At 65.0% G+C, this 25,282-nt stretch carries 24 protein-coding genes and 1 pseudogene; 16 read left to right on the top strand and 9 right to left on the bottom strand.

Translation table 11 applies throughout. The features are described from left to right. Window positions 1-32: 32 nt before the first annotated feature. The 5 genes from AC5RTE_RS14820 (at window position 33) to AC5RTE_RS14800 (ending at window position 6,257) form a co-directional block, all read left to right on the top strand. On the top strand, window positions 33-884 hold the full coding sequence (locus AC5RTE_RS14820) for a hypothetical protein (RefSeq protein ID WP_494042137.1): 852 nt from the start codon (window positions 33-35) through the stop codon (window positions 882-884). Window positions 885-974: 90 nt separating this feature from the next. Further along, complete coding sequence (locus AC5RTE_RS14815) at window positions 975-2,390, top strand: hypothetical protein (RefSeq protein ID WP_494042136.1); 1,416 nt, start codon at window positions 975-977, stop codon at window positions 2,388-2,390. Window positions 2,391-2,572: 182 nt separating this feature from the next. Then, window positions 2,573-2,926 (top strand): SpoIIAA family protein, encoded by a 354-nt coding sequence (locus tag AC5RTE_RS14810; protein WP_494042135.1) that lies wholly within the window; start codon window positions 2,573-2,575, stop codon window positions 2,924-2,926. Window positions 2,927-3,098: 172 nt separating this feature from the next. Then, window positions 3,099-5,393 (top strand): catalase/peroxidase HPI, encoded by a 2,295-nt coding sequence (katG, locus tag AC5RTE_RS14805; protein WP_494042134.1) that lies wholly within the window; start codon window positions 3,099-3,101, stop codon window positions 5,391-5,393. A 102-nt stretch (window positions 5,394-5,495) separates the two neighbouring features. Beyond that, complete coding sequence (locus AC5RTE_RS14800; protein ID WP_494042133.1) at window positions 5,496-6,257, top strand: glycosyltransferase family 2 protein; 762 nt, start codon at window positions 5,496-5,498, stop codon at window positions 6,255-6,257. Here the strand turns inward: AC5RTE_RS14800 and idi are convergent, their stop codons facing one another. Beyond that, a complete protein-coding gene (gene idi, locus AC5RTE_RS14795; protein ID WP_494042132.1) occupies window positions 6,258-6,803 on the bottom strand; it encodes an isopentenyl-diphosphate Delta-isomerase in 546 nt (181 codons plus the stop codon). It abuts the gene before it with no gap. Between the two features lie 35 nt (window positions 6,804-6,838). On the opposite strand from idi, the gene AC5RTE_RS14790 reads away from it, so the two are divergent. The 6 genes from AC5RTE_RS14790 to AC5RTE_RS14765 are packed head-to-tail and all read left to right on the top strand — an operon-like array spanning window position 6,839 to window position 11,951. Continuing rightward, window positions 6,839-7,909 (top strand): polyprenyl synthetase family protein, encoded by a 1,071-nt coding sequence (locus tag AC5RTE_RS14790; protein ID WP_494042131.1) that lies wholly within the window; start codon window positions 6,839-6,841, stop codon window positions 7,907-7,909. Continuing rightward, complete coding sequence (locus AC5RTE_RS14785) at window positions 7,906-8,820, top strand: phytoene/squalene synthase family protein (RefSeq protein ID WP_494042130.1); 915 nt, start codon at window positions 7,906-7,908, stop codon at window positions 8,818-8,820. The genes AC5RTE_RS14790 and AC5RTE_RS14785 overlap by 4 nt, the downstream gene beginning before the upstream one ends. Then, window positions 8,817-10,424, top strand: a complete 1,608-nt coding sequence (gene crtI, locus AC5RTE_RS14780) for a phytoene desaturase family protein (RefSeq protein ID WP_494042129.1) — start codon at window positions 8,817-8,819, stop codon at window positions 10,422-10,424. Before AC5RTE_RS14785 ends, crtI begins: the two co-directional genes overlap by 4 nt. Then, a complete protein-coding gene (locus AC5RTE_RS14775) occupies window positions 10,424-10,768 on the top strand; it encodes a lycopene cyclase domain-containing protein (RefSeq protein ID WP_494042128.1) in 345 nt (114 codons plus the stop codon). The genes crtI and AC5RTE_RS14775 overlap by 1 nt, the downstream gene beginning before the upstream one ends. After that, complete coding sequence (locus AC5RTE_RS14770; protein ID WP_494042127.1) at window positions 10,765-11,091, top strand: lycopene cyclase domain-containing protein; 327 nt, start codon at window positions 10,765-10,767, stop codon at window positions 11,089-11,091. Before AC5RTE_RS14775 ends, AC5RTE_RS14770 begins: the two co-directional genes overlap by 4 nt. Continuing rightward, window positions 11,088-11,951: a prenyltransferase gene (locus AC5RTE_RS14765; RefSeq protein WP_494042126.1), complete on the top strand. Its 864-nt coding sequence runs from the start codon at window positions 11,088-11,090 to the stop codon at window positions 11,949-11,951. The genes AC5RTE_RS14770 and AC5RTE_RS14765 overlap by 4 nt, the downstream gene beginning before the upstream one ends. Before the next feature lie 60 nt (window positions 11,952-12,011). Here AC5RTE_RS14765 and rlmN read toward each other — a convergent pair whose 3' ends face one another. Both rlmN and AC5RTE_RS14755 read right to left on the bottom strand, forming a co-directional pair. Then, entirely contained in the window at window positions 12,012-13,253 is a 1,242-nt protein-coding gene (gene rlmN / locus AC5RTE_RS14760) for a dual-specificity RNA methyltransferase RlmN (RefSeq protein WP_494042125.1), read from the bottom strand. 110 nt (window positions 13,254-13,363) lie between these two features. Beyond that, window positions 13,364-15,316 (bottom strand): glycosyltransferase, encoded by a 1,953-nt coding sequence (locus AC5RTE_RS14755; protein ID WP_494042124.1) that lies wholly within the window; start codon window positions 15,314-15,316, stop codon window positions 13,364-13,366. Between the two features lie 192 nt (window positions 15,317-15,508). Here AC5RTE_RS14755 and opgC point away from each other — a divergent pair, with 192 nt between their 5' ends. Further along, window positions 15,509-18,001 (top strand): OpgC domain-containing protein, encoded by a 2,493-nt coding sequence (gene opgC / locus AC5RTE_RS14750; protein ID WP_494042123.1) that lies wholly within the window; start codon window positions 15,509-15,511, stop codon window positions 17,999-18,001. A gap of 90 nt (window positions 18,002-18,091) precedes the next feature. On the opposite strand, the gene AC5RTE_RS14745 is transcribed toward opgC, so the two are convergent. Together AC5RTE_RS14745 and AC5RTE_RS14740 are read right to left on the bottom strand one after the other, a co-directional pair. Further along, window positions 18,092-18,940 (bottom strand): aldo/keto reductase, encoded by an 849-nt coding sequence (locus AC5RTE_RS14745; RefSeq protein WP_494042122.1) that lies wholly within the window; start codon window positions 18,938-18,940, stop codon window positions 18,092-18,094. Window positions 18,941-19,032: 92 nt separating this feature from the next. Further along, a complete protein-coding gene (locus AC5RTE_RS14740; protein WP_494042121.1) occupies window positions 19,033-19,917 on the bottom strand; it encodes an NAD-dependent epimerase/dehydratase family protein in 885 nt (294 codons plus the stop codon). 193 nt (window positions 19,918-20,110) lie between these two features. Between AC5RTE_RS14740 and AC5RTE_RS14735 the strand changes: the two genes are divergently transcribed. Next, the gene (locus AC5RTE_RS14735; RefSeq protein WP_494042120.1) at window positions 20,111-21,097 is read left to right on the top strand and encodes an aldo/keto reductase; all 987 of its coding nucleotides are present in this window, start codon (window positions 20,111-20,113) and stop codon (window positions 21,095-21,097) included. Window positions 21,098-21,210: 113 nt separating this feature from the next. Continuing rightward, window positions 21,211-21,387, top strand: a complete 177-nt coding sequence (locus AC5RTE_RS14730; protein ID WP_494042119.1) for a CsbD family protein — start codon at window positions 21,211-21,213, stop codon at window positions 21,385-21,387. A 590-nt stretch (window positions 21,388-21,977) separates the two neighbouring features. Here the strand turns inward: AC5RTE_RS14730 and AC5RTE_RS14725 are convergent. The 3 genes and pseudogenes from AC5RTE_RS14725 to AC5RTE_RS14715 form a co-directional block, all read right to left on the bottom strand. Next, a complete protein-coding gene (locus AC5RTE_RS14725) occupies window positions 21,978-22,163 on the bottom strand; it encodes a hypothetical protein (RefSeq protein ID WP_494042118.1) in 186 nt (61 codons plus the stop codon). Window positions 22,164-22,355: 192 nt separating this feature from the next. After that, a pseudogene (locus AC5RTE_RS14720) lies at window positions 22,356-22,437 on the bottom strand (YkvA family protein); the annotation flags it as partial. A gap of 314 nt (window positions 22,438-22,751) precedes the next feature. After that, the gene (locus AC5RTE_RS14715; RefSeq protein ID WP_494042117.1) at window positions 22,752-23,507 is read right to left on the bottom strand and encodes a ZIP family metal transporter; all 756 of its coding nucleotides are present in this window, start codon (window positions 23,505-23,507) and stop codon (window positions 22,752-22,754) included. A gap of 207 nt (window positions 23,508-23,714) precedes the next feature. Here AC5RTE_RS14715 and AC5RTE_RS14710 point away from each other — a divergent pair, with 207 nt between their 5' ends. Next, the gene (locus AC5RTE_RS14710) at window positions 23,715-24,185 is read left to right on the top strand and encodes a sensor histidine kinase (RefSeq protein WP_494042116.1); all 471 of its coding nucleotides are present in this window, start codon (window positions 23,715-23,717) and stop codon (window positions 24,183-24,185) included. 62 nt (window positions 24,186-24,247) lie between these two features. On the opposite strand, the gene AC5RTE_RS14705 is transcribed toward AC5RTE_RS14710, so the two are convergent. Next, window positions 24,248-24,859, bottom strand: coding sequence for an NADPH-dependent FMN reductase (locus AC5RTE_RS14705; RefSeq protein WP_494042115.1), 612 nt, complete (start codon window positions 24,857-24,859; stop codon window positions 24,248-24,250). 205 nt (window positions 24,860-25,064) lie between these two features. Between AC5RTE_RS14705 and AC5RTE_RS14700 the strand changes: the two genes are divergently transcribed. After that, window positions 25,065-25,214 carry a hypothetical protein gene (locus tag AC5RTE_RS14700; RefSeq protein ID WP_494042114.1) on the top strand — a complete coding sequence of 50 codons (150 nt, stop codon included), beginning with the start codon at window positions 25,065-25,067 and terminating at the stop codon, window positions 25,212-25,214. Window positions 25,215-25,282: the final 68 nt, after the last annotated feature.

Genomic DNA, 25,282 nt, shown 5'->3' with positions numbered 1-25,282 from the left:
TGGCAGGGGCAGCCGCCCTTACGTGGCTCACAGTGTCGTCCACTGCTGCCAGCGCTGACACGCTTCCTGAGCCTTCGTCGCTGCTTGGCAGTGTCACATCCTCGGTGGCATCCGTTGGCGAAGTGCTGCCCGCCCTGTCGCCAAGCGTCGAAACGGGCCGTACGCCCGCATCCGTTCCGAACGGACTGCTGCAGCCCGCAGCGGCACCAGTGGCCGGCGCCGTCGACAGCCTCATTACTTCGGTACCCGTGGTCAACCATGTTGTGCCGGCAAATACTGTCTCTGCCGTTACGGCACCTGTAACGGCTGTCGCCGATAACGTGGCAGCCGGGGCCATTGGCGCGGTGGTATCACCGCTGACCGAAGCTGTTCCCGTTCCGGAACCTGTGGTTCAACCCATTACCGATCTGGTTGGCGGTATCTCACCCCTGCCTGGCGACCTCCCGGAGCTCCCGCAACTTCCGGCCGCACCGGATGCGGAACCGACTGCCGAAAATACTGGCATCAGTGACGGCACTGCGGTACCAGAATCGATCCCAAGCTCCGCTGGTCCTGTGACCGCCGAAGACCCGGAATACACCGCCGCTCCGGCGACGTCCGAACCTGCATACTTCGCGTCCTATCCCACTTCCGGCGTAAACCCGATAGCAGTGGTGGGCGTGCAGACGGTTCCCTCCGGCGGGTCGCCTTACCCTGCCCATGCTCCTGCTCCCCCTGCCTCAGGCGGCGGCAGCAGCACGGCATCGGGAACAGGTTCCGGTCCGGCAGCCTGGCTGGACGCCTTCATTCTTCAGCTCCCCCTGGCGGGCAACAGCCTGCTGGGCGAATACGCCAAGCACGCTCCTTCACCGGTGTTTTTCGACCCCGGTTCCTCTCCTGATTAGTTGAGTGCCCACTGCCGCACGTGTGGCAGAACACGGCTAACGGGTTGCTGATCCAGCGCCCGACCTCAACTACTTCAGGAGAAACGAATCATGAGTACCAACCTTCGCAGGGGGCTGATCGGCACCCTCTTTGCCGGCGGGCTGCTTGCCCTGAGCTGCACCGCAGCCAACGCTGCAGACGCCACCACCGCACCCGAAACCCCTCAGGCCGGCCTCGCAGTTGCCGCGGACGTGAACTTGGGCCTGGGCGGCATCACCGAAACTGGCGCCACCAACGGCAGCATTGCTGATGCAGCGGTAGCCGCCGACGTCGCCCTCAATCTCGGCAGCGTGACAAATACCGGAAACGCCGGCAGCCTCGTTGACGCAGCCGTTCTTGCCGACGTCAACCTCGGAAGTCTGACGGGAACCAATGGGACCCACACAGACGCTGGCGTACTCGCCGATGTCGACCTCAACCTCGGCGGCACCAACGGCACCGGCACTGCGCTCCCCGATGGCACAGTCCTCGCAGACGCAGCGGTCAATCTCGGCGATGTCACGGGCACAGGCAACACCGGCAGCCTCGACGCAGCCGTTCTTGCCGACGTTAACCTCGGTCTTGGAAACGTGACGGGCACCAATGGGACCCTCGCCGACGCTGCCGTACTCGCCGATGTCGACCTCAACCTCGGCGGCACCAACGGCACCGGCACTGCGCTCCCCGATGCCACCGCCGTCGCAGACGTAGACGCAGCGGTCAATTTAGGCGATGTCACGGGCACAGGCAACACCGGCAGCCTCGTTGACGCAGCCGTTCTTGCCGACGTTAACCTCGGCCTGGGCGGCACCAACGGCACCGGCACCACCATCCCCAACACCGACGTCCTGGCAGACATCGACCTCGACCTCGGACTCGGCGGCACCAACGGCACCGGCACCACCGTCCCCAACACCGACGTCCTCGCTGACATCAACCTCGACCTCGGACTCGGCGGCACCAACGGCACCACCGTCCCCAACACCGACGTCCTCGCTGACATCAACCTCGGCCTCGGCCTGGGCGGCAGCAACGGCACCGGCACCACTGTCCCGGGGAACACCGGAGACGTGAATGTGGACGTTGATCTGGGAGTTGGTATTGGTGGTTCCGGCAACGGGACAGAAGTTCCCGGCGGCGGAACTGGCGGCACCGGAACTGTGGACCCGGGCACGGGCGGCACGGGCACTGGCGTAGCTCCCGGAACGGGCACTGGCGGCACCGCAACAGTTGCCCCGGGAGCCGGCATCAGCGTCGTTACCCTGGTCTCCGGCACCACCAACTCTGAGGCTAAGACCAGCGCTGGTTCAATCAGCGCTGGAGGCCTCGCGGCCGGCAACGCCGTCAATGCTGCTTCAGCAGGCAATGCACAGACGCAGGGCTCCAGCGCCCTGGCCAACACGGGTGCCGACGCTTCACTGCTCCCGTTCGCCCTGGTCCTTCTGATTGCCGGCCTGCTGCTTCTTATGAAGCGCCGCTCAGCCTAGCCTGCAGCAGGAACAATAACCGACAGGCATCAGGACTGCCGGCATAAGTGCAAGCAGCCCTGCACAGGATAAAGGTCCGGTGGTGGACGCAAGTCCGCCACCGGACTTCCTGCTGGGAGCCCGGAGCCTGTCCTTGATCTTCATAACCCGTCACGATTTAGAACACCGCAAGGAACAACACTGTGCAACACCAGGAATGGTTTACGGCTTCGAAGGATAACGGCACGCTGCAGCTGCGATGGGCTCCACGGACTTTCGTCACCTACGAGATCGCCGTCCAAGCTGCCAATGCGCTTGCCGGACTTAGCAGCAACCAGCCCCTGCCGCTCCTCGTCGACATCACCGGCGTCACCGGCCTCGCCCCCGAAGCCCGGGCCGGGATGAATGCCTACAGCGGGTTCTCGACCGTTGCACTCGTTGGCGACCATCCCATGGGCACGGTAATCGCCGGTTTCGCCCGGCGGTCGACAACTCCGACACGGTTTTTCACTGACGAAACAGAGGCGCTCCGCTGGCTTTCGGGCCATACTCTTTAGCCTCCAGGCGCCTGCCGGCGTCGACGCGCCGGCTCGGAGCCGCAGAAGAAACAGGGCCCGTTTCTCTCATCGCGGACAGGGGTTCTCCCCGGCCTTCCTGTCCATGTTCAAATGGGAAGGTTGAACCGGCCGCCGAGTCCGCTCCCGGCCTCGGCCACATGGAAGGAAGCATATGACCGATCCCCAGGAACACCCCCCGGTTCCCACCCCTGGAAGCGCCCAAGGCCTGGACAGCAAGGTTGAGGGCGGATGCCCCGTTGCCCATGGCAGCGTGACCTCGCACGGCAGCGAGAGCGAGAACCCGGCGATCGACTCGCCCCAGCCCAAGGGGCACCGGCCGCGGACCGTCGCCGACTGGTGGCCCAACCAGCTGGATCTCTCGGTGCTCCACGCCAACAACCCCAAGGGCAACCCGCTTGACCCGGGCTTCAGCTACCGCGAGGAATTTCAGAAGCTCGACGTCGAGGCACTGAAGCGGGACATCACTGAAGTCCTGACCACCTCCCAGGACTGGTGGCCCGCGGACTTTGGCCACTACGGCGGCCTGATGATCCGCTTGAGCTGGCACGCCGCCGGCACCTACCGCGTCTATGACGGCCGCGGCGGCGCAGGCGACGGCAGCCAGCGGTTCGCGCCGCTGAACAGCTGGCCGGACAACGCCAACCTGGACAAGGCCCGGCGCCTGCTGTGGCCCGTGAAGCAGAAGTACGGCCAGCAGCTTTCCTGGGCAGACCTGCTGGTCCTCGCCGGCAACGTAGCCCTTGAGTCCATGGGCTTCAAGACGTTCGGCTTCGCCTTCGGCCGCGAAGACGTGTGGGAGCCCGAAGAGATCTTTTGGGGACCGGAGGACACCTGGCTGGGCGACGAACGCTACATCGGCGAGGGCCAGATGTCGGAGGAGGTCGGCTCCACGGAGATGGGCCTGATCTACGTCAACCCCGAGGGGCCGATGGGCAACCCGGATCCCAAACTGGCGGCAGCCTTCATCCGTGAGACCTTCAAGCGGATGGCGATGAACGACGAAGAGACCTTCGCGTTGATCGCGGGCGGCCACACCTTCGGCAAGACCCATGGTGCGGGCCCCGCGGATGCGCACGTGGGCCCCGAGCCGGAGGGCGCGGACCTTGAGGCGCAGGGCCTTGGCTGGCTCAGCACCTACGGCAGTGGCAAGGGCGGCGACACCATCACCTCCGGCCTCGAGGTCACCTGGACGGACAAGCCCACCGAGTGGAGCAACCGCTTCCTGGAGATCCTGTTCGAGTACGAGTGGGAGCTGGTCAAGAGCCCCGGCGGCGCCCACCAGTGGGTTGCCAAGGACGCCCCGGCCATCATCCCGGACGCGCACGACCCCAACAAGAAGCACCGTCCCACGATGCTGACCACGGACCTGTCACTGCGCGTCGACCCCGCCTACGAGGCAATCGGGCGGCGCTTCCTGGCGAACCCCGATGAGTTCCAGCTGGCCTTCGCGAAGGCCTGGTACAAGCTCCTGCACCGTGACATGGGACCGGTGGGCCCGCACATGCTGGGGCCATGGGTCCCGGAAGCGCAGCTCTGGCAGGATCCCGTTCCGGCTGTGGACCACGAGCTGATCAACGAGCAGGACATCGCCTCGCTCAAGGCATCGCTTTTGGACTCGGGACTGTCCGTCTCCCAGCTCGCGACCACCGCATGGGCCTCCGCGTCCACCTACCGCAAGACCGACAGGCGCGGCGGCGCAAACGGGGCACGGATCCGGCTGGAACCACAGCGCGGCTGGGAAATTAACGAACCTGAGCAGCTTTCGACGGCGTTGCAGGCAATTGAGCGCGTGCAGCAGCAGTTCAACTCAGCTCAGGCCAACGGCAAGAAGGTTTCTCTTGCCGACCTGATCGTCCTCGGCGGCTGCGCCGCTGTGGAGAAGGCCGCGGCCGACGCCGGGTTCCCCGTCACCGTGCCGTTCCGCCCGGGACGCACCGATGCCGCCCAGGAACAGACCGACGTCGACCAGTTCCAGTACCTGCAGCCGCGGGCAGACGGGTTCCGCAACTACGTGCGCCCCGGCGGGAAGCTCCCGCCGGAGACCCTCCTGCTGGACAAGGCGTACCTGCTGGACCTCTCCGCACCCGAAATGACGGCACTCGTCGGCGGCATGCGTGCGCTCGGAACCAACGTGGGCGGCTCGGCCCACGGCGTCCTCACCGACAAGCAGGGAGTACTGACGAACGACTTCTTCGTCAACCTGCTCTCCCCCGGCACCAAGTGGAAGGTGTCGGAGGCGGAGGAGAACGTCTACGAGATCACGGACGTGGCCACCGGCGAGCTGAAGTGGACTGCCACCCCGGTGGACCTGGTCTTCGGCTCCAACTCCCAGCTCCGGGCATTGGCCGAGGTCTACGCAAGCAATGACGGCCGCGAGAAGTTCGTCAACGACTTCGTGGCCGCCTGGGTGAAGGTCATGGAGGCTGACCGCTTCGACCTGCGCTAACCCCCGGGTTACCAACGAAGCGTCCGGTCCGGCTGCAACTGCGGCCGGTCCGGGCGCTCCCCGCAGGGGCATCGGCCGCATGCCCGCGGCTAGGATCAGGACATGCTGTCCCTGTCAGTGGTGATCCCGTGCAAAGACGACTCCATCTTCCTGTCGCGCTGCCTGCAAGCCCTGGAAGCCCAGACGGTGGCCCCGCTGGAAGTCATCGTTGTGGACAACAATTCCGCCGACGACAGCGCGAAAGTAGCCACCAGGTACGGTGCCCGGGTACTTCACGAAGCAGCGCCCGGCATCGCCGCCGCTGCTTCTGCCGGTTACGACGCCGCCCTTGGTGACGTGATTGTCCGCTGCGACGCAGACACCATTCCGCCGCCTGGCTGGCTGGAACGCATTGCTGCCCGCTTCACCCGTGAGCCAGAGCTGGCGGTCCTCACGGGGCCCGGCGACTTCTACGACGCCGGCCCCATCCGTTCCAGGCTCGCCGCACTCGCTTACATGCAGGCGTACTTCGTTCTCATGGGCTTCGCGATGGCCCATTGGCCGCCCTTCGGATCGAACTGCGCCTTCCGGCGCGAGGATTGGGAGGCTGTCCGCGGCCGGATCCACCGTGACGATGTGGGCGTGCACGACGACGTCGACCTCGGCTTTGCGCTCGGCCCCACCCAACCCACGGCCTACGACCGCCGGCTCCGGGTGGGCATTTCGGCGCGCTCCCTGGCCGGGGGCGCTGCCGGGCGCCGCCGCTTCCGGCGTGCGTTCCACACACTCGCCCTGCACTGGCGCGTGGCACCGCCGTGGGAACGTTGGAAGGTAACGCTCGGCGCCCGCCGCGAGCGCCGTCGTCGGACACCACTGCAGCGGTGATCACCGCGTAGTTGAGCTGAACCTCGCGGGATAGAGCAGCGGCAGTTGGAGGGTCAGCCACGGGCTAAAGGCCCACGGCGCCGCAGCGACAGCAGCGGTGACCTGCAGCGGATCGGCCCACTGCCACTCCATGACCTCGTCATCCCGAGGGTTCAGGGGGGACGCGGCTCGGGCCGTGTAGACGGGGCAGATTTCGTTTTCGACTACTCCTGAGGCGTCCACGGCCCTGTACCGGAAGTCCGGCAACCGGAGCTCCAGGGACTCCAGGCGAAGCCCCAGCTCATACCCGGCCCGCCGCGCCACTGCGTCTTCGGTAGTTTCCCCCGGGCCGGGGTGTCCGCAGAACGAGTTGGTCCAGACGCCGGGCCACGTGCGCTTGGACAGGGCGCGCCGGGTGATGAGGATGCGGCCGTCGTCGTCGAACACATGCGCCGAAAAGGCCAGGTGCAGTGGTGTGGAGGTGGAGTGCACTGTTTCCTTGGCCTGGGTTCCGACGGGTGTGCCGTCATCGGCAGCCAGGACAACCAGCTCCGGCGTGTGGTTCATTTCCCTCCAAAGGTCCTCGCGTGTTTACTTTACCTATGGACAAGGAGACCACGCTGTCTAGTTTCTTCGACAGCCGGCTGGTGGACGACGTCCTCACGTCCTTTTTCGCCCGGTCCAAGTCCCGCGCCGAAGCAATGCACCCGGACTACCTCGCCATGTGGGAGCACCTCGAAGCCTGCACGGTGGGCGGGAAGCGTTTCCGGCCCCGCCTGGTCATGACCGTCTACAGCCTGCTCGGTGGCCGCGATATGGCGACGGCGGCAACCGTCGCCGCGTCCTTCGAACTGTTGCACACCGCACTGATTGTGCATGACGACGTAGTGGACCGTGACTTCGCCCGCCGCGGGGTGCCCAACGTCTCAGGCACCTACCGCAACCTCGCCGCAGCAAGGGGAACCGGCCCATCCCGGGCAGAACATACGGGCCTGTCAGTCGGAGTAATTGCCGGTGACCTTGCCCTGTCCAACGCCTACCGGCTCCTGGGGGAAGTGGACGCGGACCCCGCCACCCGGCAGCAGCTGGCTGACCTTCTCGACGAGGCCATCTTCGCCTCCGCCGGCGGCGAATTGCTTGATGTGCTTGCTCCGTTGGACCCCAACCCCCAGCCCGTTGATGACGTGCTGGATATGGCGCGGCTGAAGACGGCCGTCTACTCGTTTGAGGCTCCGCTCCTGGCCGGAGCAGTCCTTGCCGGCGCTGAAGACGGACTGCTGGGCGCGCTGGGCGAGTTTGGCCGCTGCATCGGCACCGCGTATCAGGTGGCCGATGACCTGATTGGAGTCTTCGGGGACGAATCGCGGACCGGCAAAGTGGGGTGGAGCGACCTGCGGGAGGGAAAGCGCACCGCGGTGATCTCCTATGCGGCGGCGCAGCCCCAGTGGCCCCGGATCGCGGAGCTGCTGTCCGCCCCGGACCTCACCGCCCCGGGCGCGGCGGAGGTCCGAGGACTGCTGATCGACTCCGGTGCCCGTGACCGGACCATGCAGCTCGCCGCCGGTCTTACTGACCGGGCGGAACAGGCACTTGACCAACCGTGTGTGCCGCAGGCCATCCGGGACGGCCTGTCACCCATCACCGGGGCTGTCACTGAACGGATTGCCGCATGAGCCAGGACCGCGACGCGCTGGCAGAGTACACGAGTACTGCCATGAGGGCCTCCGCTGTGGTGTTGCGCTCCTACTCCACGTCCTTCGGGCTGGCTTCCCGCCTGTTCGGCGACAGCGTGCGCCGCCAGGTGGAGTCTGTGTATGCGCTGGTGCGGGTCGCAGATGAAATTGTCGACGGCGTCACCTCCGCCGCAGGCCTGGAACCTGCCGAGACCCGGCGGCAGCTCGATGAATTCGAGCGGGAAACTGAACGCGCCCTGGCCCTGGGGTACAGCGCCAACCTGGTGGTCCACGCCTTCGCAAACACCGCGCGCCGCACGGGCATCGGCACGGACCTCACCCGCCCCTTCTTTTCCTCCATGCGCGCCGACCTTGACCAGGTGGAGCACACACCGGAGTCTTTCGCCGAGTACGTTTACGGGTCCGCTGAAGTGGTGGGCCTGATGTGCCTGAAGTGCTTCCTGCACGGGCAAGCCGTGAGTGCCGGGGAAAGGGAGCGGCTGGAGCGCGGTGCCCGGCACCTTGGCGCCGCCTTTCAGAAAGTCAACTTCCTCCGGGACCTCGCCGAGGACTTCACGTCATTGGGCCGCAGCTACTTTCCCGGCGTCTCCCCCGCCAACTTTGACGAGGCGCACAAGAAGCAGCTCCTGGCTGACATCGACCGTGATCTGCAGGAATCCCGTGCCGTGCTGCGGGGACTGCCGCCGTCCAGCCGGCGTGCGGTGGCCCTTGCACAGGAACTCTTTGCAGAACTTGCCGAGCGGATCCGGGCGACGCCCGCGCCGGAGCTGATCCGCGCCCGGGTCAGCGTCCCGAATACCGTGAAGGCGCGGATCGCCGTCGCCGTCCTCACCGGCAGGCGTGGACTGGAACCGGCCTCCCCGGACACCAGCCGGGTAGGGGCACAGTGAAGGCAAGCACTCCCGCCGGAACTGCCGTCGTCGTCATCGGCGGCGGCATCAGCGGCCTGGCCACCGCCGCGCTGCTGGCCGCAGAGGGCTACCACGTCACCGTGCTCGAGAAGCAGGACGTTGTAGGCGGCCGCGCATATTCCTGGAGCGAGGACGGCTTCCGGTTCGACGCCGGTCCTTCCTGGTATCTCATGCCCGACGTGATCGACCACTACTTCCGGCTGCTGGGAACCTCTGCCGCTGAGCAGTTGGACCTGGTAAAACTGGATCCGGCATACCGGCTGGTCTCTGAAGGGTTCAGCGATCCCGTAGACGTGCCGGCCGGGCGGGGCCGGGTGGTGGAACTCTTCGAGCGGCTGGAACCCGGTGCCGGCGTCCGGCTGGAGCGGTACCTCGATTCCGCGGCCGATACCTACGCCATGGCAACCCGCCGGTTCCTCTACTCCACGTTCGAGTCCTATGCCTCCTTGCTGACGCCGGACGTGCTGGGCCGCCTGCCGCGCCTTGCCCGCCTGCTGCTGGAACCGCTGCACAGCTACGCCCGGCGCTACGTGTCGGATCCCCGTTTGCAACAGATCCTCGAGTATCCGGCAGTGTTCCTCGGAACTTCGCCGTTCACCGCGCCGAGCATGTACCACCTGATGAGCCATTTGGATCTCGACGACGGCGTGCTCTACCCCATGGGCGGGTTCGCCCAGCTTGTGGACGCTTTGGAGCGGCTGGCCAGGAGCACCGGTGTCACCATTGTGACGGGCGCTGAAGTGCTCGGGATCGACACCACTCCCACAACCTCCCGGAGACGCCCAGCGGCGGTGCGGGGCGTGCGCTACCAGGCCGGTGACGGGACCGAACAGACTCTGGCAGCGGACGTCGTCGTATCCGCTGCGGACCTGCACCACACCGAAACCGAGCTCCTCCCCCGGAACCTGCAGACCTACCCCGAGCGGTACTGGTCACGGTCCACCGCCGGGCCCAGCGCCCTCCTCCTTTACCTGGGCGTCCGCGGTGAACTGCCCCAACTGCAGCACCACACCCTGCTCTTCACCAAGGACTGGGAGGAGAACTTCCGGGCGATTTTCGGCAAGGACACCTTTGTCCCCGCGCCCGCGTCCCTGTACGTGTGCAAGCCCAGCGCCACCGATCCCGCCGTTGCCCCGGATGGACACGAGAACGTCTTCGTCCTGGTTCCCATCCCCGCAGACCCCGGCCTCGGCGGCAGCGGTGATGACCGGCTCGAACGCGTGGCGGACGCTGTGATCCAGCAGCTCAGCGACTGGGCCGGAATACCGGACCTCGCGCAGCGGATCGTGTTGCGGCGCAGCTACGGCCCCGAGGACTTCCGGCGCGACTACCACTCATGGAAGGGCACCTCGCTGGGACCGGCGCACACGCTGCAGCAAAGCGCTTTTTTCCGCGCCGGCAACGTAAGCCGCAAGGTCCAGGGGCTGTACTACGCGGGCGGTTCCACCATTCCGGGGATTGGCATTCCCATGTGCCTGATCAGCGCCGAACTGGTCATCAAGCGGCTGCGCCGTGACCTGAGCACAGGTCCCCTGCCGGTGCCGCTGCGCCCGGGCAGGGTGCGGGAGAACACGGACGCGTGATGCCTGCCGCCTACTTACTGTTCCTGCTCGTGTCGCTGGGCTGCATGGTGCTTCTTGACCAGCGCCTGCGGTTGTTCTTCTGGCGTGATGCCCGCCGGGCAGCTGCCGTGCTCATAGCCGGGCTGGTGTTCTTTTTGGCGTGGGACCTGGCGGGAATCGGGCTTGGTATTTTCTTCCGCGGACACAACGAGACGATCGGGATCGAACTCGGCCCGGAGCTGCCCCTGGAGGAACCCATCTTCCTGGTCTTCCTCACCTACCTCGTGATGAACCTCTTCCTGCTGTTCCAGCGGGGCCTCCAGGCCCGGTCGCGTCCAACCGAAAGGGTGAGGGAACGCTCATGACCTACTGGGCGCTGAACTCGGTGTTCCTTATCGTGGCTTTTGTTGTGGGCATTGCAGCGGTGACCGTGGGACTGCGGGGCCGGGGCCGCCGCATGGCACTCGGGGCAGCAGGCTGCACCACCGCCGTCGTGCTGGTCCTGACGGCCGTGTTCGACAACCTGATGATCGCCGCCGGGCTCTTCACCTACTCCCCCGACCATACTTCGGGTGTCTCCGTGGGCCTGGCACCGCTGGAAGACTTCGCCTACCCGGTGGCCGCGGTGCTTTTGTTGCCCTCTCTATGGATTCTCCTGGGCCAGGGCGCAGAGCGGCGGCGGGCATGAAGACCCTGCGCACGCTGCTGGTCTCCTCCCGCCCGCTGTCCTGGGTGAACACGGCCTTTCCATTCGGAGCGGCCTACCTGTTGACCTCTGGGCAGATCGACCTTGCTTGGGTGATCGGAACACTGTACTTCCTGATCCCCTACAACCTGGCGATGTACGGGATCAACGACGTCTTCGACTACGAATCGGACCTCCGGAACCCGCGCAAGGGAGGTGTGGAAGGCGCTGTGCTGGACCGGACCATGCACACCATCACCCTCCGCGCCGCGATTGCCACCAACCTGCCGTTCCTCGCGGCGCTCGTGCTGCTCGGCGGGCCGGCCTCGTGGCTGGTGCTGGCCGTCAGTATTTTTGCAGTGGTTGCATACAGTGCGCCCGGGCTGCGCTTCAAGGAGCGCCCGTTTTTTGATTCGGTCACGTCCAGCACGCACTTTGTGAGCCCAGCGGTTTACGGTCTGGTGCTGGCACAGGCAGAGTTCACAGGGGCGTTGTGGGCGCTGCTGGCTGCCTTTTTCCTTTGGGGCATGGCGAGCCAGGCGTTCGGTGCTGTGCAGGACATCGGCGCCGACCGCGCCGGCGGCATAGCGTCGATCGCCACCGTCACCGGCGCCCGCGCCACGGTTCGGTTCGCCATCGCCGCTTACCTGGCCGGCGGCGCACTGATGCTGTTCACCCCATGGCCGGGACCGCTGGCAGCGGTCCTGGTGCTGCCGTACGTGATCAGCATCCTGCCGTTCGCTTCCCTTGACGACGACAAAGCTGAACTTGCACACCGGGGCTGGGAGCGGTTCCTGTGGCTGAACTACGGGACCGGGTTTTTCGTCACGATGCTGCTGATCTGGTACGCGGCGGTCCGCTGACAGGTACTCCCGGGCCGTGAATCTGGTCCGGAAGTTTGGGCCGCGGCTGGGCCCGCGGTTCTAGTCGGCGGCGGCGAGCTGGCCGCAGGCGCCGTCGATCTCTTTGCCGCGGGTATCCCGGAGGGTGCAGGGCACGCCTGCGGCGCGGAGCCGCTCGATGAACTCCTGCGCCACCGGCTTGTCAGAAGCGGTCCAGATGGAGCCGGGGGTCGGGTTGAGCGGGATCGGGTTCACGTGCACCCAGCCGCGGCCGCGCTGGTTAAGCTTCTTGGCCAGCAGGTCCGCACGCCAGGGATGGTCGTTCATGTCCTTGATCAGCGCATACTCGATGCTGACCCGGCGGCCGGTCTTGCGGTAGTAGTTGTAGGCCGCGTCCAGCGCCTCGTCCACCTTCCAGCGGTTGTTCACCGGGATCAGCTCGTCACGGAGTTCGTCGTCCGGAGCGTGCAGGGACAGCGCAAAGGTGACAGGCAGGTCTTCGTCAGCGAGCTTGCGGATGGCCGGGACGAGGCCCACCGTGGAGACAGTGATGTTCCGGGCAGACATGCCCAGGCCCTCGGGTGAAGGGTCCACGAAGCGGTGGAGGGCAGCCATCACGCGCTTGTAGTTGGCCAGCGGTTCGCCCATGCCCATGAACACGATGTTGGTGACCCGCTCGCCGTCGTGCTCGTTCTCGCCCAGCTCGCCGGCGGCGATGGCGCGGTTGGCAGCGACTACCTGGTCAACAATCTCGGCGGTAGACATGTTGCGGGTCAGGCCGGCCTGGCCGGTGGCGCAGAAGGGGCAGTTCATTCCGCAGCCGGCCTGGGAGGAAACGCAGAGGGTGATGCGGCCGGGGTAGCGCATCAGCACGGACTCCACGAGCGCACCGTCAAACAGACGCCAGAGGAACTTGATGGTGTCCCCCTTATCGGTCCGCAGGCGGCGTACCTCAGTGAGCAGCGGCGGGAACATTTCGGCGACGAGTTCCTCACGTCCGGCCTTGGGCAGGTCACTCATGGCGTCCGGGTCCGTGGTCCAGTGCTGGAAGTAGTGCGTGGAAAGCTGCTTAGCCCGGAAGGCGGGCACGCCAAGCTCCTTCAGCTTCGCGGCGCGCTCGGCCAGGGTCAGGTCCGCCAGGTGCACCGGCGGCTGCTTCACGCGCGGGGAGGCGAACTGGAGGAGCGGCCGGCCCTCGGCAGTGCGTGCCTGCTCCCAGCCCTCGGCAGTGGGACGGACCTGCGGGCGGGTGCTGTCAGCAGCCTCGCCCTCCCCTGCGCGGGGGCGGACGGGAGTCTGGGAGGAAGGAGTGGGGGAAGTCATCCTATCAATGATCGCATGCTGGTTTTCATTTGGGGAATCGGGGCGCTATGATTCCGCTCTCGCTGGAGCGCGGGCCGGCTGCAGGCAACTCCGCGGGCACCGGGTGGGTCCTATCGTTCTGCCGGTGTGGCTGCTTCTTCCGGGACGTATCCGTCGTAGCGGACGGCCTTGAAGAGCACGCTGAAAACCACCAGGTCGTAGATGACCCAGGCGACGTTCACGAGCGTGCCCAGCGGTTCGTTCATGCCCAAGGCGAGGCGGACCAGGCCGATCACGCCGGCGCCGGCGAGCATTCCCATGGCGATGAGCTGTGGCCGGATGAGGTGCCAGTCGCGGCTGTTGCCTTCCTTCACCTTCGGCGTGACGGCGAACCCGAGAGGCCGGCCGAACCAGACGTTGCGGGCCGCGGTGGTGCAGGCCTTGATCCAGGTGGGGAACAGGGCCAGGGAGTACTGCTGTCCCCGCCATGTTTTCGCGCCGCGGCCTGCGTAGGCAAAGAGGATCTGGTTGGCCACCATGAAGGGGATGAACCTGATGAAGAAATCGGTGCTGAGGCTCGTGACCGGCAGGATGCCCAGGACCAGGTAAATAATTGGGGCCGCGATGTAGACGACGGCGGCGAACCCGGACAGGTAGCTCCACATGGTGGCGAAGTACATCAGCCGCTGGGCGCCGTTCATGCCTTTCTTGGTGAGGGGGTTTTCCCGGAGCAGCACCTGGATGGTGCCCTGGGCCCAGCGCAGCCGCTGGGTGAGCATGGTTTTCAGGTCCTCCGGTGCCAGGCCGAGGGCCAGGATCTCGTGGTGGTAAACGCTCTTCCAGCCGAGCGAGTGCAGGCGCATGGAGGTGGCCATGTCCTCGGTGACGGAGATGGTGGCCAGCGGCATGAGCGGCTGCGCCTCATCGCCGCGCTCCACGGAGATCGCTTCCAGAACCGCCTGCACTGATTCGAGCGCACCCAGCGGGGACCATTGCCGGGAGGACAGTTGCGCCACCGCATTGTCCACTTCCTCGGGGGACAGCTGCCCATGCCCGGCGTCCAGGTCCATAGCCCGGATCTCGGCGAGGTCTGCCTGCAGGGCGGAGAAGTCCGCGGCCACGAGCTCTGCAACGGCAGCGTCCACCGTGCGGCGCAGGTCATAGGTGATCTCGCTGTACGACCGCCCGGACTTGAGGTCCGCTGCCGCTTTTGTGGTTGCCCGTTCCACTTCGTCAAGCAGCCGGGCGACCGTGGGATTGGCGGCCTGGGTGGATTTGCGTGCATGACGGAGCGCTTTTCGGGAACCATTAAGGGCGCTGCGGATGTTCCGGTCGACCTCGGCGACGTACCCGGCAAGGCCCAGTTGCATGAGCGCCTCACGCCGCAGCAGCGCGTTTGAGCCGCAGAAAAACGCGGCATTCCACCCGTCTTTGCCCTGTTGTAGTGGCCCGTAGAACAGCGGCGCCTGGCTGCCCAGCGGATCGTCGTCGGGAACGTTGATGAACCACTGCGGGGTCTGGACCAGGGCGACCCTGCGATTGTTGAAGTATCCCAACGTTCGATCGAGGATCTCCGGTTTCGGAATCTGGTCGGCGTCCAGGATCATCATGAACTCGCCCTGGGTCATCATCAGGGCGTTGTTGAGGTTGCCGGCCTTGGCGTGGCGGGGGAGGCTGGAAGTCCAGTCAGCACTGCGGGTCAGGTACCCCACACCGTGCTGCGCAGCTGCTTCCCGCATTTCCGGCCGCGCACCATCATCCAGAATCCAGGTTTTGTGGGGATAGCGGATCCTTTGGGCAGCCAGTGCGGTGTCCATTACCATCTCGATTGGCTCGTTGTACGTGGTGATGAAGACATCCACCGTCAGTCCGGGAGGGGCTTCCGGCGGTGTTCTTTCCCTCAGCCGCCACATCGTCAACCCAAACAGGCACACGTCGATCAAACTGTACGTTTCGGCAAGCACCAACGGCACCGCAATCCACCACGCCGACCAGTTGAGGGACTCCAGCCACCGCCAGGCCACATAGTTGACTCCAAGGATTACCGTGAGCACCACCAGCAGGCGAAGCACGAAACGATGCACGCTATCCCTCCTGTATACGGCCGGGCGTGTACGCAACCGGGCAACGAGATCCGATGCGCTCCCCTCGACGTCATCAGGCGCCGGGAACCGGCGCGGTAGTCCACCAGCCTAGTCCAGGCCACCGGTTTGCAGACAGGGGCAACAGGGAAAGGGCAGGATAGTACCTACTGCCAGTGGACTCTGAGGGAGAACATGACTTTCAACCTGCGGCGGTTCCCGCCCCTGCCGATGCTCACAGCGCTCTTTGTCCTCCCGCTACTGACGGCGTTGCTTCTGACCACTGCTGCACCCGCCCGGGCTGCCAGCCCGTCGCCGACTCCGCCGCCCACACCCGGGGCATCAGGTGGGGGCCCTTACCTCGGTGCGCTGCTGGATTGGTCCACGGACTCACCGGCCGCCTACGAGGATCGGCTCGGGACCCCGGCTGCGCTTTACGGCCGGCCGGTGCAGTTGCCCATGAGCGAGCAGGAACAAGGGTTCCTGCGTTCATACTTTGGCCAAGTCGCCGCCCAAGGTGCCCAGGCGTTGCTCACAGTACGGCCCGACGTTCCATTGACGGACGTTGATGACCCCCTGGCCTCGGCACTGGCAGCGCAGGTTGCTGACGCGGCCCAGGGCTATGAAGGTACCGTGTTCATTCGTTTCGCCCCGCTAATGAATGCCACCTGGGTACCTTGGGGGCAGCAGCCCGAGGCCTACCGGGACGCCTTCCGCGTCCTCAGCGCGGCAATGGATGACGAACTCGGGGATCCGGTGATGGTCTGGTCCCCCACAGCGGCTGAGGACTACCCCTTCCGGGCTCCCTCCCCCACCTCGCCTGCGGGCGGGGCCCTTGGGGCACTGGATACTGACGGCAACGGGGAGTTCAACTTCAACGATGACGCCTACGCCCCCTACTATCCCGGTGACGACGTCGTTGACTGGGTAGGGCTGTCCGCCTACCACGACAAAACTGACGGGACACTGGAGCCCAATACTCTGCCTCAGCCCGGAGAGTTCGAGGCGCTGCTGGGCCCCGCCACCTCCGCCGGGGCCGCCGCGGAAAACTTTTACGGCGCCTATGCCTCCGCCCGGAACAAACCCTTGATGGTGGAGACAGCAGCTTTCTACAGCCCCGACGTCAGCGGCGGGCCCACCGAAACGGACATCAAAAACAATTGGTGGGACCAGGTGATGAAAGCACCTGGCAACGGATACGACCGGATAGAAGCGGTGGTGTGGAACGAAACGGCCGAGCAACGCCAGCAGGGAACAGTCGCAGTGGACTGGCGATCCACGCACACTCCCGACCTGGCCGGCGCTTTCGCCCAGCGCATCACAGCCACTGGTACGGTAACCGGGCCGGTCTTTGAGCAATCAACCCTGGACGGGGCGGCGGCGCCTGCCACGGGAACCGTCCTTAACGGATCCGCCGCGTGGGTAACAGCTGCCGCCGGCCTTGCCGGGGCCCTTGCCCTGTGCCTGCTGCCCCTCTGGGGTCCGGTGCGCCGATGGGCCTATGCGGTCGATTCCCCCCGCGACGCCAGGATCGACATGCTGCGCGGGGCAGCCATCATCTTCGTCGTCGTAAACCACGTAGGACTTACCTCATTCTTCCAACTGCTGACTCAGGAAACCATCGGAGTGGTCTCCGGAGCCGAACTGTTCGTACTCCTATCCGGAGCCGTCCTGGGCCTGGTCTACGGCCCCCGGGTCAAAGACAATTTAGGTGACGTGGTGGACCACACCAGCAAACGGGCGTGGAAACTTTACCTCACCGCACTGGCGGTCGTGCTGCTCGTCTTCGCCCTGAGCCGCCTGCCATTCCTGAACGCCACCGCCGTCACCACCTTCACCGACCAGGGCACCGGCGCAACGGGCGCCGGGGGCGTAGGGTCCACCTACAACCTGTACGCAGGGATGGAGTCGCTGTTCCAGTTTCCCGTCCCCGACTACCTCATACCGTCACTGCTGCTGCTGCAGTTGGGGCCCTGGCAATTCAACGTCATGGGCCTCTACGTGATCCTCCTGGCCATCAGCCCCCTGGTGCTCGTAGCACTCAGCCGGGGACGGGCCTGGCTGGTTCTCACCATTAGCCTGGGGCTCTACGCCGTGGGAACCATCACCCAGTTCCGGCTGCTGCCCTCACAGTTCGAGGATTCCTTCCCGCTGCTGGTCTGGCAGGTGCTGTTCGTCCTGGGCATGGTCGCCGGCTACTACCGCGGCCAGATCGTGGCCTGGTTCTCCCATCACCGGCAAAGAACGCTGCTTTGGGCATGCGTCCTCCTGACGGCCGCCCTGGCGATCTTCTCCTGGACCAGCACCTACTACTCAAACGCCTACGATGTCAGGCTGGCGCTGCTGCCCGAACAAACCTTCCGCACCATCTATGAGGGCTTCTTCGAACGCACCTACCTCGGCCCCGGCCGACTGCTCAACGTCCTGCTGATCATCATCACCGGGTACGCCCTGCTCAGCGCCTACTGGAAACCACTTGAGCGGGCCCTCGGCTGGTTCCTCATCCCCCTTGGCCAGGCAACGCTCTACGTCTTCATCCTCCACGTCTTCCTGATCCTCGCCGCAGCGAATATCCCGGCGCTCCGGCAAGATGACATCTGGCTCAACACCGCCGCCTACGTGGTGATCCTGGCCGTTCTCTGGGTCATGGTCCGGACCCGCTTCCTTTTCCGCGTAATTCCACGATAAGACCCACTTCCTGGCTATTGCACAGGTCGTTGCCCCAACGCTGTTGCAGACGGGACTACGGCGATAGCGGCTTGATTAGTTGTCCGCTGCCTACATTTGGCTGTGCGCGGCCACGGCTGGATCCGCGCCGACACGGGCGCCGGACTCCAGTCCCGTGATGCCCGCCAACTCGGTGGGGGTGAGCGTGAGACGCACGGCTTCCAGGTTTTCCCGCATACGTGTGGAATCCGCTGACTTCGGGATGACGATTGTGCCTTGTGCGAGGTGCCATCCCAGCAATATCTGTGCCGGGCTGACACCGTACTTGGCCGCAAGTGACTTGACTGCAGCTGCCGTGAGGTCTGCGCCCTGACCCAGGGGACTGTACGCCTCCACGGCGATGCCGAGGGAGCGGCTTGTCGCGGACAGTTCCTCCTGCTGGAAGGTGGGGTGGATTTCGATCTGATTGACGGCCGGAACAACATCGGACCCTGACAGGAGCGTGTCCAGGTGGTCGGCCAGGAAGTTGGAGACGCCGATTGCGCGGGCCTGGCCGTCGGCGTAGAGCTTTTCCATTTCTTTCCATGCCTCCAGGAAGAGTCCCTGAGACGGTACGGGCCAGTGGATCAGATAGAGGTCCACGTAGTCGACCCCCAGAGCCAGGGCACTGTTATGGAACGCCTCTTTTGCTTTGCCCTGCTCGCCGTTGCGCAGCTTGGTGGTTAGGAAGATCTCCTCCCGGGGGATCCCCGACGCGGTAATTGCTGCCCCAACGCCGGCCTCATTTCGATAGGCGGCAGCCGTGTCTATGTGGCGGTAACCAGCTTCCAGGGCATCCTCGACAATGCGCTGAGTCTCCTCCGGCGGAACCTGAAATACGCCGAATCCGAGCTGCGGGATCCGGACGCCGTTGTTGAGGGTTACGGTGGGGACCGTTGTTCTTTGTGTTGGAAACGTCATTGTTTTCTTCCGTTGGTTCGGTTGGATGCACTCGTATGAAATGCACTGGAGAGTTCGGCGGGAGTGCATGCTAGCACTCACTCCCGCTGAGGTCAGCGGTTGATCAACTGTCCTTCGGCGTCGAGGTAGTCACGCCAGGAACGCTTCGCCGTCCAACCGAGCATTCGTTGGGCTTTCGCGCTGGAGATGCCCGACGCATCGGAGCGGTCAAGGCCGCGCAATTCGATGCTGTCCCCGTAGTACTTGCTCAGGATCTCGGCGAAGTCGTGGCCGCCAACATTGTCAGGGGCAGCGATGTAGAAGACCTCGTGTCCGGGCAGGTCTGACTCCGTGGCCAACACGATGGCGTCGGCGAGGTCGTAGACGTCGATGTAGCTCCATAAGTTGGGGCTGAGGACCGACGCATCACGGATTTGCGGTCCGAGGTTTATCTGGTAGTTGCCCTCGAACTGGACCCAGCTGGGACGGATGGAGATGCACTGGACGTCCGAGCGGGCGATCGCCGCGTCCATGAGCTGCTCGCCGAAGTGCTTGGAGAGCGCGTAGGGGTCCTGCGGGTGGATCGGGTGCTCCTCGTCCACGGGGGCGTAGTCCGGGAGGAAATCCCGCTCGGGAAAAAAGAAGCCGGGGACAGTCTCACTGGAGATGTAAACAAAGCGCTTCACGCCAAATCGAATGGCGGCCTCGAGAACGTTGAAAGTCGCCATGAGATTGGTTTGGAATACAACGTGGGGCGGATGACCGGTGGGTTCGGGGATCGCAGCGATGTGTACCACGGCATCCACTCCACGGACGACGGCGTACGCTTCCCCTGCGTTGGTGAGGTCAGCCATCATGTACTTCGGAGTGCCTTCAGGCTTGCGCTCGAAGCCGGGACGGGTCAGATCGGTGGTTAATACTTCGTGCCCGGCGTCGATCATCGCCTGGGTAGCGGCCCGACCGACCTTTCCATGGGCACCAGTGATGAGGACCTTCATAATGTCTCCTAGATGGCGCCTAAATACATAGTTTATTGCCTGAACTATATGCGAGTAATGAATCAAGGTCAATGCCCGGCGCTTGATCCCGGCGGACTCCCCCTTACTAGGTTCTGTCGTTGACACCGCAGGGCGCCTCTCCCTAGGCTCCTGCCAGTGTGACCCCAGGATACGGAACCGAGAGGACAGTGCCATGGACCAGGACAACAGGCAGTTACGGGATCGGCTTGGGCGGTTAGGCTTCGGCGGCACCGGCGTGGGCAACCTGTACCGCTCCATTCCGGATGGGCAGGCTGCAGCAACGGTGGAGGCGGCATGGGACGCCGGCATCCGCTACTTCGACACCGCACCCCACTACGGGCTGGGCCTGTCCGAACGGCGGATAGGTGAAGTCCTTGGCAACAAGCCACGGGAAGAGTTTGTCCTCTCCACGAAAGTGGGCAGGGTCCTCGTCCCGTCACCTGCAACCAAGGACACAAAGGACCCTGACGGCTTCGACGTACCGGCCTGCATGCGGCGTGAATGGGATCCTTCGGAAGCAGGAGTGCGGCGCAGCATCGAAGATTCGCTGGAACGGCTGGGCCTTGAGTACATCGACATCGCCTACTTGCACGACCCCGACGTCTACAGCATGGAAGACGCCGTGAGCTCCGCGCTGCCCGCCCTCGAAAAGCTCCGGGCCGAGGGCCTGGTGCGGGCCATCGGCGTCGGCACCAACACCGCCGGTGCAGCACTGCAATGCGTCGAAGCGGCGGACCTTGACCTCCTCATGCTTGCCGGTCGGTTCACCATGCTGGAACAGCCCGGCTCAGACGGCCGCCCCGGCGAGGGACTGCTGGACCGCTGCCTGGAACTCGGCACCGGGATGGTGAGTGTCGGCGTCTACAACTCCGGCATCCTCGCCAAGCCGGAACTGCCCTCGGACGCGCACTACAACTACTCCCCGGCAAGCGAAGGGGTCTTGGAGCGGGCCCGGCAACTGGCCGGCGTCTGCAAGGAACACGGGGTCGAACTTCCTGCTGCCGCCATCCAGTTCCCGTTCCGGCACCCCGCCGTCGTCAACGTCACGGTTGGCGCCAGCAGGCCCGAACAGATCAGCGAAAGCGCCAAGCGTTTGTCCACCAATATTCCGGCTGAGCTGTGGCAGGACCTCCGGCAACGGGGGCTGGTCAATGTATGAGTCCAGCTCAGGGGTTTCTTTCGGAATCCAGGGATCCCGCAGGGAGCCAGCGTAGGATAAAACAGTAAGCCGTCAGCGTGATGCTGGCGGATTCCGACCGAAGGAGAAACACCATGGGTTTGGACGACAAGATCGGTAATGCAGCCGAGAAGCTGGGCGGCAAGGGCAAGGAAGCCGCTGGAGAAGCTACCGGCGATGAAAGCCTGAGGGCCGAAGGACAAGGCGATCAGGCCAAGGGGGACCTGAAGCAGGCCGGCGAGAAGATCAAGGACGCTTTCAAGAAAGACTGACTTCCCGCTGCAGGAAGGGCGCTGCTCCAACCGGAGCGGCGCCCTTTCCCTTTTCCTGCGGGTTTCCCGGGCCTCTCCCTACAGACAAGTGGACTCCTCGGTATTAACAAGTGGACTCCTCGGTATTAACGAGTACCGACTACTCGTGTACGTGCCGCCGGAGCAATTTAGTGTTTCTAGCAGCGGATCAATTACTTCCGCTGCCAAGGTCTCAGCCTCCGATTTCCCCGGCCACTTGCCAGGGATCAAGCTGGGGCCGGCGATGATGGTGTCCGTTCTGAGACCGCGGGCACCGCCCCCCAGCCATCGCCGGCCCCTCTCAATCGCCCGTCCGCCAGCCATCCGCGGGCAATGCCCGTCCTGGGCGTTGGCTGGCAGGGCAAGCACCGGCAGCACCTCGTTGTTAGAAGCCCCCACGCGAGTCTGGCTCAAGCGCGGGGGCTTCCGTTGTGCTTCCGCATCGGGGGGAACTTGGAAGCATCTAAAAATCTACCGGCTGGTAACCTTCCGGAAAGCCGGTTTGGGTCGACCGAATTGAATCTTGATTGAACCTTGAGCCGGGCCTGCAGGCGGCATCAGGCCGCCGGGCTTCAGTCCGTCTGCGGCTCTTCGGTTGCCTCGGGATCCTCTTCGGGTTCGAAGGTATTGGGCTCCGCATCGGCGCCAAGGCCCACGCCGTCCGCGCCCCCGGGAACACTGCCGTCCTTGCCCTTGCCGGGGGCCGCGCCCCCCTGCAGCTTGTCATCAGGCAGTGAATCGGGTGAGTTGATGGTCATTGCTCCTCCTTCTTTGGCCGGGCCTCCACGCTAACAGCACATGGCGCGAAAGGCGCGGACCAGGCCAAAGAATTTACGGCCGACGGCGGGCCGGCGCCGCCGCTTTCAGGATAATCTCCAGCCCGGGCCGGCTTCCCGGCCAGTGCCTTTCCAGCGCCCCGGGCCCGGCCCGCCGAAACACCGAGCGCAGCACCAATGCCACAATGACGACATCGTCCGCGTATCCGATCACGGGGATGAAGTCCGGCACCAGGTCAACGGGCGAGAGGAGGTAGGCGAGCAGCAGTGCCAGGAGCACCCGGACCCCGACGGCGACCGTCCGGTCAGCGGCCAGCCTCCTGATCAGCCGGAGCAGGTCCGGCAGCAGGCGCAGCGCATCCTTCATGGAGACGGTCTCGGGATGCCGGCGGGCGTACCACCACAGCAGGAGGAGCAGAACGGCGTACGCCAGCAAAAGGCCCGCCACGAGGCCGGCGACTGTTTCCCAGGACATCCGCACCTTTCTTGAAGCACCGACCATGGCCGGGTTCTTCAACGAGGGTACTCTGCCGAACGCTGTCGAGAAGGTGGTCCTGTCCCCGCTAAGCCCTAACCCCCGAGGTGATGAATGGTGAAGGCGGCAAGGAAGCCTACTGACGCCGTGAGCCCGGTTAGGTTGTGGTGTTCCTCGAAGGCCTCGGGGATCATCGTGTCCGCCAGCATTGCCAGGATGCCGCCGGCCGCGACTGCGGTAATGAGTGCCACTACTTCCCCGGGCGCGTTCTCCAGGGCGGCATAGCCCAGCAAAGAGGCCACCCCGCAGAGCAGCGCGATGCCGCCCCACATCCCGAACACGTAGCGGGCGCTCCTGCCGGCTTTCTTCATTCCGGCGGTTCCGGAAAGTCCCTCCGGAACGTTGGAGATGAATACCGCCGCCATCATCGCCGGACTGACCGCCCCGCCTGCCAGTATGCCAACGCCGAGGACCACCGATTCCGGCACGCCGTCAAGCAGCGCGCCCACGGCGATTGCCGTTCCGCTGCCGGGGTCTTCGGATTCCGACGGCTGCTGCCCGCCGGAGCGCTTTCGGTGCTTGGCCCCGGCCCTGGCCAGCATCATGTTGGCCCCGACGTACACCACGGCACCCGCCAGGAATCCAACCACGGTGGGCCACAGTCCGCCGCCCTGAACTGCCTCGTCAACGAGTTCGAATGCCAGGGCAGAAATGAGCACCCCTGATCCGAAGGACATGATCGAGGAAACCAGTTTGGCCGGCAAGTTCCAACGCCAGGAAAGCGCCGCGCCAATGACCAGCGCTGCTCCGGCGCCAGTCCCCCACAGCAGTGCCTGCGCCCACAACGGCATGTCCTCCAACTTTCCGGCCCCCAGCCGGGCCTTGAACCTTCGAACCGGCCAGGATCCGGAATCCCGCCGGGCTTGAAGCAGCCAGACTAATTCAGCGCCTTGCGGCACGGAGAATTGATGGGATTTTGAGGATAACCTTGCTGCCCGTTGACGCTGGAGGTCCACTCTGGAGGTATCGAACCAACAGCTTGCGGGGTGCAGGAAGTCATGGGAAACGAAACAGCTTTTGAAGACGTGAAGGTTGTGGCAGGCGTGCTGACAGATCAGCAGCCGCTCGACTTTTACACCCTGGGGCTGGCCGGCTGCATCCACCGGCTCACGGCGCCCCTCCGCCGGAACGGGATGGCGGTCGCCTGGGACACTCCGCACTGGGGCATCGAGATTCCGGCGGACTGCGCCCTTCTGCTCTACCAGTCGGCGCGCGAGGCGCTCAGTAACGCGTTCAAGTATTCGGAAGCGTCGCAGCTCAACCTGGGGCTCGCCGCCGTGGACCACGGCGTGCGCCTGGTAGTGGCCGACGACGGCAAAGGCTTCGACCGCAACCTCGCCACGTGCGGGCGCCACGGTTACGGCCTCAGGCTCATGACCGCGGCTGTCCACGAGGCCGGCGGCTCCGTGGACATCTGCTCCGCCCCGGGGCAGGGCACCACCGTGACAGTCACCCTGCCGCTTGACTAGGGACCCGGATGCCCGCCCTCCCCTTGACGGCAGGCATCCGTGATTCTGCAGTGCGAGGGTTTTTACCTGGACAGCTTGGCCGTATCAGGTTCACGGTCGCCGATGTGGCCGGGTGCGTTGGCGGTCAGGACACGTTCCACGAAGGCCTCGTACTCCTCCATGTAGTGGCGCAGGAACTTGGCTGTGCCCTCATCCTTGACCTCGCCGTCGTCGCCGAACACTTCGGGGTTGTAGTGGATGTACATTTCCGGAGCGTTCAGCTGCGGTGCGTCCAGGAAGCTGAGGACGCTGCGCATCGAGGACTGCATCACGGCAGTGCCGATACTGCCCGGGGATGCCCCGATGATTCCGGTGGGCTTGCGGGCAAAGGAGTTGCTCCCCCACGGGCGCGAGCCCCAGTCGATGGCGTTCTTCAAGGCACCGGGAATGGACCGGTTGTATTCAGGGGAGACAAACAGGATGCCGTCCGACGCCTCGATGGCCTCCTTCAGCGCACGGCCTTCGGGCGGGAAGTCCGCGTCGAAGTCGTAGTTGTAAAGCGGGAGATCCTTGATGGGGATTTCTGTGAACTCGAGGTTCTCCGGAGCGAGTTTTATCAACGCTTTGGCGAGGACCCTGTTGATGGAGCCGGCTGCCAGGCTCCCCACGAAGTAGCCGATTTTGTATTGTGCCATGAGTGTTCCTTCCGAAAGCCGGTAGATCCCGGCGGCAATATTCGTCCTGGAAAAGATGCCGCCTCCCAGGCGGTTTTGATGCCACTGCAGCATCAGTCCAGCACAGAAGGCCTGTCCCGGCCAGAGTAAGCGGCGGGTCCTTGACAGGCCGGGCCCTGGAGCGCTGAATGACTGTAGCGAAACCCCCGTGCGGTCAGGAGCAGCCATGAGCGAGAATCCAATGCAGGATGAACGGGTCCACACGGAAGCCCCCGCTGAGGGCGACCCGGATGCCGATGCCACAGAGATCAGGGTCCACTCCCAGGACCCGGCCGAGGGCGCGGATACTCCGGAAGCCGCCGGGTCCGGCAAGTAATCCGCATCAACAGCTATTGAAACGCTGGCCTTGGCGGACTCCGGCTACATCCCTCCCCGCGGCGCCCT

The organism is Arthrobacter sp. K41, assembly GCF_059089645.1.
This window is presented reverse-complemented; position numbering and strand designations above follow the sequence as displayed.